General features: G+C 37.6%; 10 protein-coding genes. 2 read left to right on the top strand and 8 right to left on the bottom strand.

What is annotated here, in order from left to right; genetic code table 11:
* Nucleotides 1-300: 300 nt before the first annotated feature.
* The 6 genes from DNK84_RS03145 to DNK84_RS03120 all read right to left on the bottom strand — a co-directional run bounded on the left by DNK84_RS03145 (nt 301) and on the right by DNK84_RS03120 (nt 6,448).
* A complete protein-coding gene (locus DNK84_RS03145; RefSeq protein ID WP_119343122.1) occupies nt 301-1,035 on the bottom strand; it encodes an MIP/aquaporin family protein in 735 nt (244 codons plus the stop codon).
* Nucleotides 1,036-1,055: 20 nt separating this feature from the next.
* The gene (locus DNK84_RS03140) at nt 1,056-1,910 is read right to left on the bottom strand and encodes an ABC transporter substrate-binding protein (RefSeq protein ID WP_162902179.1); all 855 of its coding nucleotides are present in this window, start codon (nt 1,908-1,910) and stop codon (nt 1,056-1,058) included.
* Nucleotides 1,907-2,461, bottom strand: a complete 555-nt coding sequence (gene ampD / locus DNK84_RS03135; protein ID WP_119343124.1) for a 1,6-anhydro-N-acetylmuramyl-L-alanine amidase AmpD — start codon at nt 2,459-2,461, stop codon at nt 1,907-1,909. Before ampD ends, DNK84_RS03140 begins: the two co-directional genes overlap by 4 nt.
* A 13-nt stretch (nt 2,462-2,474) precedes the next feature.
* The gene (locus DNK84_RS03130) at nt 2,475-3,773 is read right to left on the bottom strand and encodes an ABC transporter ATP-binding protein (RefSeq protein WP_119343120.1); all 1,299 of its coding nucleotides are present in this window, start codon (nt 3,771-3,773) and stop codon (nt 2,475-2,477) included.
* Between the two features lie 9 nt (nt 3,774-3,782).
* A complete protein-coding gene (locus DNK84_RS03125) occupies nt 3,783-5,585 on the bottom strand; it encodes an ABC transporter permease (RefSeq protein WP_119343119.1) in 1,803 nt (600 codons plus the stop codon).
* Between the two features lie 107 nt (nt 5,586-5,692).
* On the bottom strand, nt 5,693-6,448 hold the full coding sequence (locus DNK84_RS03120; protein ID WP_119343118.1) for a malonyl-ACP O-methyltransferase BioC: 756 nt from the start codon (nt 6,446-6,448) through the stop codon (nt 5,693-5,695).
* Between the two features lie 204 nt (nt 6,449-6,652).
* On the opposite strand from DNK84_RS03120, the gene DNK84_RS03115 reads away from it, so the two are divergent.
* Complete coding sequence (locus DNK84_RS03115) at nt 6,653-7,918, top strand: MFS transporter (RefSeq protein ID WP_119343117.1); 1,266 nt, start codon at nt 6,653-6,655, stop codon at nt 7,916-7,918.
* 124 nt (nt 7,919-8,042) lie between these two features.
* On the opposite strand, the gene DNK84_RS03110 is transcribed toward DNK84_RS03115, so the two are convergent.
* Complete coding sequence (locus DNK84_RS03110; protein WP_119343116.1) at nt 8,043-8,981, bottom strand: Rpn family recombination-promoting nuclease/putative transposase; 939 nt, start codon at nt 8,979-8,981, stop codon at nt 8,043-8,045.
* A gap of 52 nt (nt 8,982-9,033) precedes the next feature.
* On the opposite strand from DNK84_RS03110, the gene DNK84_RS14980 reads away from it, so the two are divergent.
* A complete protein-coding gene (locus DNK84_RS14980) occupies nt 9,034-9,150 on the top strand; it encodes a peptide deformylase (RefSeq protein ID WP_119343115.1) in 117 nt (38 codons plus the stop codon).
* A gap of 116 nt (nt 9,151-9,266) precedes the next feature.
* Here DNK84_RS14980 and DNK84_RS03100 read toward each other — a convergent pair.
* On the bottom strand, nt 9,267-9,563 hold a 297-nt coding region (locus DNK84_RS03100), incomplete at its 5' end, for a helix-turn-helix domain-containing protein (protein WP_407920605.1).

Genomic DNA, 9,563 nt, shown 5'->3' with positions numbered 1-9,563 from the left:
GCTTGGCGCACTCATTTTTTACTCCTTTCACATGATAATCTTAACGACTTTTGCCTGCTCGGGGAGATGAAAATTGATCCACATTCCCCCTTGGTTAATTATATCTTTTTTTAAAAGGACGGTGTGTCCGTTATTTATATATAAGTGATACAATATCAAAAGACCAAATTAGATCTACCATAATAACAGCTTCCTTCTTATTACTTTTGATAGACTCAATACAGATACACTTAACCATGGGTGGCGAAGCAACAACCTTTTAGTATGGATGAGAAGATGCTTAATGCGCGTCTTTGCTTTTTAGAACATAAACAAATGAATAATAATCACACCAAGAATACTACCTGCTAATGGCCCTACAATTGGCACCCAAACATAGCCCCAGTCACTGCTGCCTTTATCTGGAATTGGCAAGATGCTGTGTGCAATCCTTGGACCTAAATCTCTTGCTGGATTAATCGCATAACCCGTTGGCCCACCTAGTGATAAACCAATACTCCAGATCGCAAAACCAAATATATAAGGCAAACTGCCATTTGCAAAAGGCAGTGAATTACCATAGCTTATTAATGCACCAACAAAGACAATGAGTAATGTTGTTGCGATCAGCTCCGTTAAGAAATTACCAAATCGATGATGTAAAGCCGGATGGGTTGAGAAAACCATTAATTTAAAATGTGGATTATCGGTGATTTTCCAATGAGGAAGATAGGCAAGCCATACCAATACAGCACCCAAAAAACAGCCGATAACTTGTGCAACCCATAAACTTAGCACAACAGAAAATGAAGAATAAACACCTAAGCAATACTTTGCCAGGGTTACAGCTGGATTGATATCAGCTTGGGGAGAACCTGCAGCGTTGGCAATAAAAACACCCATCATCACGGCAAAGCCCCAACCTGCTGTAATGACAATCCAACCACTATCATTTGCTTTTGATTGTTTCAACAAAACGCCAGCAACAACACCACCGCCTAAGAGTATTAATGTCAAGCATCCAAGTAACTCGCCAAAAAAAGGATTATGCAGCATATCTTCTTACAAAATAGCCCCTACGATTTGTGTAATATATCACAAATTTGCGTAATACCTGTAATTATTTTTAGACTGTATTGTGCAATAGAGTCACCTGAAATAACGAAAATATGTTTATGCTTTACCGCAGCAAGCATTGGCCATTTCTGCCATGTACTTTGAGCATTTCTTTGAAACATATTTTGTGACACACTTCCTGTTTGAATAATAAAATCAGGATTATATTCTAAAATAGCAGCAGGATTAACTTCAAAGCTTATTTGATTGACCTTAGAAAAAATATTTTTTCCGCCACAAAATTCAATAATATCATTTAAAATACCTTGCCCACCAATTGTAAAAACTGGTCGGTTAGATAACTGTAAAAACACCTTAGGCTGTATTTTAAAATTCTTTGGCCTTATGGCTAAAAGCGCCTGGGAAAATTGCTTTGCCAATGCTTGTCCTTGTTTTTTTAGACCAATCACCTGCCCTATACGAACAAATGATTTTGCTAGAGTCTGCAAATTATCTGCTTGAAATACTTTTACCTTAATGCCAAACCGCTTTAAAAGCACTAACGTTTGCTGTGGTGTCTGATATTGCCAGGTAATTACAAGATCCGGTTTGAGATTTAAAATTTTCTCAATATTCAATGCTTGAAAGCTACCGATATTTTCCAGGTTTTGATAATAGGCTGGTTGCCCTGGGTAGGTAATGCTTCCAACCAAATGTGCCGATGATTTTGATTGTGATTTTGGAACAAGTGAAATAATTTCATGGATAATCTCTGTCGTATTTGGTGATAAAGAAATAACGCGCAGGTTACCAAAACCGATATTAAAAAAAACGCCAACAAAAACAAATAGTAATAAGCATCTGATTAATTTCACGCTATAAGCCTTTGTCGATAATATACCCAATCAAATTTAACACCCGGATCCGTTTTGCGATCAGGTGCAATATCACTATGGCCAACAATATTATCTTTAAGTGCTGGAAATTGTGCAATCAAGTCATTACTCAACTGGATCAACTGCTGGTATTGTCTTTCTGTAAAATCTGTATGATCTGTGCCTTGCAATTCAATACCAATAGAGAAATCATTACAGTTCTCCCTACCTTTGTAGGTACTTTTCCCAGCATGCCAGGCACGATTTAGCGTTGATACAAACTGAATGATTTGGCCATTACGTTTGATATAAAAGTGACTTGATACTTTAAGATTTTCAATATCAGCAAAGCTTTCATCTTGATTGATATCCAACTGATTCAGAAAAAAATCCTCAACATTATTTTGATCATATTTACCCTCTGGCAAGGAAATACAGTGAATGACGAGTAAGCGAATATCACAGCTATCAGGGCGCATATTGTAATTGGGGGAAGCCAGTTTTCGTGCAGCCAGATACCAGCCTTCTTTGTTAAACTTCTCACATCCCATCTATCAAGCACCATTATGTGTTGGTTTCATCAAGGCTTAATATTCTTGATGTGGCATCATATTCAATAATCTCAGCATAGCGCGCCCAATCGATAAAAGTACTAAACACACGTTGTGCTTCATCATCACTTAAATAATCCTCAAGCTCAGATAAAAAACGGCTTTCAGGCGCTTTTTTATTTGGCCTTTCTTTTAAAACTTTCACAACATGACGGGCAAGTGGGATATTGTTCATTAACAGCTGTGAAAATAAAATCTTTCTTTCTTCGATATCTGAAGACATAAATTTCTTCCCAAGGCCTGTCATCATAATATCACCATCAGAAACGCTCGCCAAATTCAATACAGATAGCGTTTCAATAATGGGAAATAAATCATCAACGTCTAAACGCACATAATCTGCCAGATCTGGCAAATCAATGGGTCCTTTTTCTTGAAGATCACCCATCTCAGTTAAAAGTCCTGTTAACTCTGAGACTTCAGCATCAGGTAAGCGATAACCAATATTTAGTGCTTTTCTTTTATTCATTCGCTCAGTAAGCTCTCGTGTCTCAGCGGTTGTCATCATCCGATAAACTTCATCAATTAAATCTGCTACAGCAGCATCTTGTGCGTTTCTTGGATGCGCTAAAGTCACTTTCAACTCACCACGAATAAACCCTGGATTGCTGCCAAAGATAATGATGCGATCAGCGGTTAAAACAGCCTCTTCAATGTTATGTGTGACATACAAGATGCCTTTCATTCCATCATTTTTCTCCCACAACTCCAATAAATCCTCGCGCAGGTTTTCAGCAGTCAATACATCTAACGCAGAAAATGGCTCATCCATCAACAGTAAATCCGGTTTCAATACCAATGCTCTGGCAAAACCAACACGTTGACGCATCCCACCAGATAATTCTTTTGGATACGCGTTTTCAAAACCATCCAGACCAATGATATCAATGGCTTTTAGTGCACGCTCTTTTCGCTCAGCAGCAGATACGTTTCTTGCCTCTAAACCAAGCTCCACATTCTGCAATACAGTTAACCAAGGCATTAAGGCAAAGCTTTGAAAGACCATAGAGATATCTGGCACAGGGCCTGATACTTTTTTGCCTCGATAAAGTACCTCACCGGTTGTTGGCGCAGTAAGCCCTGCAATAATACGTAAAAGCGTTGATTTTCCCGAGCCTGATTTACCCAAAAGTGCAACGATTTCACCTTCTTTCATTGTGAAATTAACATCTTCTAATACCACCAGATCCTGCTTATCTGGTTTTCTAAAAGCCTTTGATACTTGTTTGACTTCAATGATATTCTGTCCCATTTCGATTCCTTACATGTTCATGCCAAAACGCTTCTCAGCATAATGATAAAGCCTACGCCAGAATAGTTTATTGGTCAGCACAACAAAAACGCACATCACCACAACCCCTAGTGCAATATTTCCCGTGTGATTGCCTGGCGCATTGTATTGTTCAGAAATATATGCACCAATCCCAGTGGCCGTAATAATAGAGTTTGAGCCCCAATTAATGTATTCACAAACAATACTCGCATTCCAAGCACCACCTGCTGCTGTAATCGCACCGGTCACATAAAAAGGCATAATCGCAGGAAACAGAAACTTTACCCATTTTACAAAGCCTTTTAATTGCATGTTTTTAGCTGCCATTTTTAACTCATGTGGAATTGCCGAGGCACCCGCAATTACATTAAATAAAATATACCATTGCGTCCCAAGCGCCATTAGCAATGTGCACCAGATATTAAAGTTTAAATTAAAAGCAATCACAAGCGTGCCAAAAAGGCCATATAATACATTAACTGGGAATGCAGCAAAAATTTGCGCATAGGGCTGCACTTTTTCAGCAACTTTTGGGCGTAAACCAATCCAGATGCCAATTGGTACCCAAACGATTGATGCCACAATAATCAAAACAAATACACGTATTGCCGTTGCCAAACCATAGCCAAAGACCTTAATCGTTTCATTTAGCCCAATTGGATCATTCGGGTTGTTATAAATAAAACGCCATGCTAAATAAATAAAAACAAGTATGCTTAACATGACACACAACTGCCAAACCAGACTCTTTACACGAGACTCATTTTCCTCAGTCTGCGTGTGTGTTTTTTGATCATAATGTTTGCTTAGATCTTTTTTAAGCCATGATATATTAACGATTCGATTGGCTTGCAATGAAATAAACCGACCAAAGGATTGTAAGACAGCAGAGCGCTGCAATACATTTAGAAACCAGGAGTTTGCACCTGTTTCCTGCTGCATTTCAGTTACCACAAACTTCTCAGACCATGCCACAATCGGCCGGAAAATCAATTGATCATATAAGACGATAACGATTAACATCACAACAATTGCAGCGCCTACTGCAGTAAAATTTCGTGCATCATTAGCCTGGTCGATAAACGTGCCGATTCCAGGCAAATTAATCGTTGCCGAAGTTGTTTTGGAAAAATTAACCACAATCGTTTCTGAAGCAACAATCATAAACCAACTGGCTGACATTGACATCATGGTATTCCAGATAAGCCCTGGCATTGAAAAAGGCACTTCCAGCTTCCAAAAACGCTGCCAGGCAGATAACTGATACATGTCAGCAGCTTCTCTTAACTCTTTGGGAATAGTCTTAAGTGATTGATAAAAACTTAAGACCATATTCCAGGCTTGCGCAGTAAAAAGGCCAAAAATTACTGCAAACTGCGCCCCCCACAAAGAATAAGGAAATATCGCTAAAAAGCCAGTAATAGTAATGGCCAAAAAGCCTAAAATGGGAATCGACTGTAAAATATCAATTACAGGAATTATAACACTTTCAGCCTTTTCATTTTTAGCCGCTAATGCGCCAACGGCAAAGCTAAATATAAAAGAAAAGAATAAGGCAATAAACATCCGAACCGTCGTATCTGCTGCATAACGTGGTAATTGCCAAAGGCTCATCGACAGCTTTTCATACTGCGTTAAGGTATTAATATTACTATAATCAACTTGGCCACCTAAGTTACTGCAAACCCAAGCCACAATAAATATCATTGATAAAACAAAAAAAAGTGAGAAGATATCCCACTTACTTGGCAGCAGGCGTGTTGCAGGAATATTATAAAACGATTTTTTCACTATCCAGGACACCAGGCTTGCTTTTTAATAGCGCAAATTCTACTACAACCTGGTATTAAATGGAACGGGCATCGATTATTTTTATTCAATACCAAAACACAAAACAACTATTTTCTCAGTGTGTTTTTTAACATCTCAAAACTTATCAACGAAGTTTGTTCATCCTGTTTTTTTGCCAATAGACGTTCAGGTTTTTGCGCATAAGCATAAACGATTTCATAATTGATTGACAAACCCTGTTTTTCCAAACGTTTAATAAACTGTTGCCAGCGGTTTTTCCCTGTGAGCGTCTTGCGCATTTTAGTATCAGCTAACGGCTCATGCAATTGACGAATATCCTCGATCATTCCTTGTATTGTTTGATAATTCAGTTGCAAATGCTCAGCATCCACTACTGGTGTTTGAAATTGATGATTTAATAGAATATCGCCTAAATCATGCATATCCAGCATTTGATTAATGTGTGGTGTGCTATCAATTAAACGCCATGCTTTTTTAATCTCTTGTAAACTGGTGCTACCAAAAGTGCTTAGCAGCAACACCCCTTTTTTTGATAAATGCGCATAATAATGGGTGAGCTTTTTATCAATGCTTTGGGTTTGATGCAATTGGCAGTTTGATAAAATAATATCCGTACCAGACGATAACGTATCAGTGAGCTTTGCCATTGGATATGCTAAAGCGAGCATCTGTCTTTGTGATTGACTAAATTCCCCTTCCAAATAAATCTTCTGCGGTGAAATTTTGATAAAAGAAAGCTTATCTAAGAGCCTGTCGGCAATCTCACCTTTAATAAAGCCTTGATGTTGATCACCAACCCGCTTTTTTGCTTTTAACTGTTTAAATAATTGATAATCAAACATAAACCTATTACTTTATTTTTATGATAACAAGGCAAATATGACAGCGAACTCTATGTCTTTGCTATTTTAATTGCCTGGGATTATCGCAGAAATTCATGTGGATTACTACATGCTGTAAGTTTAAGCACTGTACATATTCAAATTATCGCATTAGAATGGCGCAAATGGAGAATCATCATAATAAAATCAGCCATCTCGTTACCTATGAAAAAAAACCTATCATCATTTATTATCACCTCACTTGTCTTTATAGAATGGTTTGAATATTCCATCTATTTATACTTAGGAGCTGTGATTGCCGAGTCTCTTTTTCCTGGCAATGCGCAGCAATCGCTGGTATTTGTCTATCTTATTTTTGCTATTTCATATCTAAGCAGGCCACTAGGCGGAACAATATTTGGGTTCATGTCTGACACCACTGGCAGAAAACCAACCTTAATTGCCAGTGGTTATATTATGACCATATCGACCATCGGCATTGCATTTATTCCAAGCTATGCTTCTATTGGTTATTTCGCACCCTTATTGTTATTACTGCTTAGATTCACACAAGGTTTAGCTGCAGGCGGTGAGTTTAATAACTCATCCATATTATTAATGGAAAGCAACCCTAAAAATAAAACCATTTCTGGCAGCTGGACAGGTTTTTCCTCTTCAGCTGGCATGTTTATGGGCGCACTTGTTTCCTTAATGATGAGCAAAGTTTTCAATCCTCATGAAAGCTGGCGGTTTGCTTATTATATTGCTGCTGCTGTCTCACTTGTGATCTTATTTGCCAGACACAAAATCATGGAGTCTCCCGCCTATAGCACACCCATACCTACATCTCAAAAGAACAGACTAACAGTTAATCTTTTTAAAACGTTAGGCAATTATAAGTCATCGCTATTTAAAATCTTTGTCGCCAGTGCATTTATGAGTATCTACATTTATACCTGTATGATTTATTTCATGAGCTACTATAAGACAGTTAACACAGCTAACCAGTTTAACCCGATGGTTATTTCAATGACCGCACAGTTTTTTGTCACGCTTTGTATTCCTTTTATGGCGGTATTGGCAGAAAAATTAAATTACAAATCTGTTTTTAAAGCATGTATCCTCATTGTATGTATTGCTGCACCAACGCTTTTTATTTCTGCTCAAAAAAACAGTTTCACAGGCGTCACTGCAGGCATTATATTATACGTTATTGGTAATAGTGGCATTTCTGCCATTATGTTTCGTTACATGTTTTATTTGCTGCCAGCACATATACGCTGCCTTGGTACAAGTATGGCATGGGGGTTTGCAGCGGCAATTCTTGGTGCAACTGCCCCTATCATCTCACAATACTTTGTAAGCCAGAATCACCTTCAATTCCCATGGCTTTATATCATTAGTATTGGTGCGATTTTTTACATTATCGTCACAAAAACAAAATCGAAAGAAATTTATGTTCAAACCGCATCACATAGCAATCTCATGTAAAAACCTCAATCAATCAATTAATTTCTACGAAGCATTTGGATTTAAGAAAGTCAGGCACTGGCAACTGCAAAATGGCATCTTGTTTCCGTCAAGGCTACGCCTAGCAGCTACCGCTTAGCCACAACTAAGGTTTGTTATTTTTCTTGAGCTTTAGCACTGTATCAAGATCAAGACCAGTTAGATCAGAAATATCATTCAAAGGATAGCCTTTAGCAATCATATTACGTGCTGTTTCCTGTGCTTTTAGCAATGCACCTTGTTGCATACCTTGTTGCATACCTTGTTGCATACCTTTTTGTATGCCTCTTTGTTCCCACTGTTCAGCAACTGTCATAACATCACCTTTTAAATTTGGTTTACTGTCTATTATTTTACCATAAAATGCGTCCGTTTCCATATCTGAATATTGCGACATGTAACGAATTAATACCTGCCTGGCAATATGATCATAAGCTTCAATCTGACTAACTGCAACATCCAATTTACCATCAATACGCTTTTCTCTAATTGCCTTTAATATCAACTCATATCCGGCAATATATCCGTGTTCTAAAATTTCATCATCACTAAAGCGATTTAGATCAACAAACTGCGTAGTAAAAGCATACTTCTTAGCAAGCTCCTTATTAGCAAAATAATCATTGATATCAAGGCTGTAACTAAATGGCTTTTTATTTGCATAATAAATAATCGAGACCACCAATGGCAAATCTTTCATGGTCTTATTGCGTTTAATATAATCTAACAGGTAGCTGGTTTGATAATGGCGCGTGCGAATAACAATCGTACCGTCATCACCTGTCTGACTTTCAATATGAACAAAAACAGCACCATTTTTGCCATCTTGAAAATTAAACAAAAAAGTCAGGTCAGATTGCTCTTTTTGTTTTAAATCCTTTTTCTGCTGGTGTCGGGTATGCTCAACATTCGCAGAATCAAGCTTTACCGTTTGCCACTCAACTAATTGTGCCAATTCTTTTGGCAGATATTGCTGCAAAAAAGATACCGCAAAGTCCTTATTACTAATTAAGTCTTTAAAGACGGCATCATGTCTATTAGACATTACCAGGTCACCTGTTAAGTTTCATTCGCTTTGACAAGCATCATAACCTACTTTGGCAGCAATACAAAATTTACTTTCTGCCTTCAAAGCCCACATCATACAACATGAAATTGACCACCTAAATGGAATCTTGTTTCCGTCAAGGCTGAATGATCTTGCAATTATTTAACCATTGAATGTTTTTTATGATACTTTGACACATACTCAGTAAGCACTTGCCTAATCAATGGCTAATCCCTTGTGGTGCTGCAATTTTTATTGCCATACAGCTTAAACAAAAACTTTTTAAGGTTTTAAATGACTAAATTTAAAATCAAGTTTAAACCCGCAAGCTCTAGCATATTTTTCTAAAGTATTAAGTTTTGGATGCGTACCTAGTTTTTCCAATCTGCACACATTACCTCGAGTCGTTCCCATTTTTACCGCTATTTGCTCCTGAGTAAGGCCAGAGCGTTTTCTAAGATTTATTAATTTATTAACCAAGCTAAATTCAGCTTCTAACTGATCATACTCTTGTTTAACTTCTTTATTTTCAAATGCTTTTTCTTTTAACTGCTTTAGATGTCGAGTAGACATCTCTGT

The sequence above is a fragment of the Facilibium subflavum genome, from assembly GCF_003574485.1.
Classification (GTDB): Bacteria; Pseudomonadota; Gammaproteobacteria; order Francisellales; family Francisellaceae; genus Facilibium; species Facilibium subflavum.
Note: the sequence above shows the minus strand (reverse complement) of the source record. Positions and strands in the feature narration are given on the sequence as shown.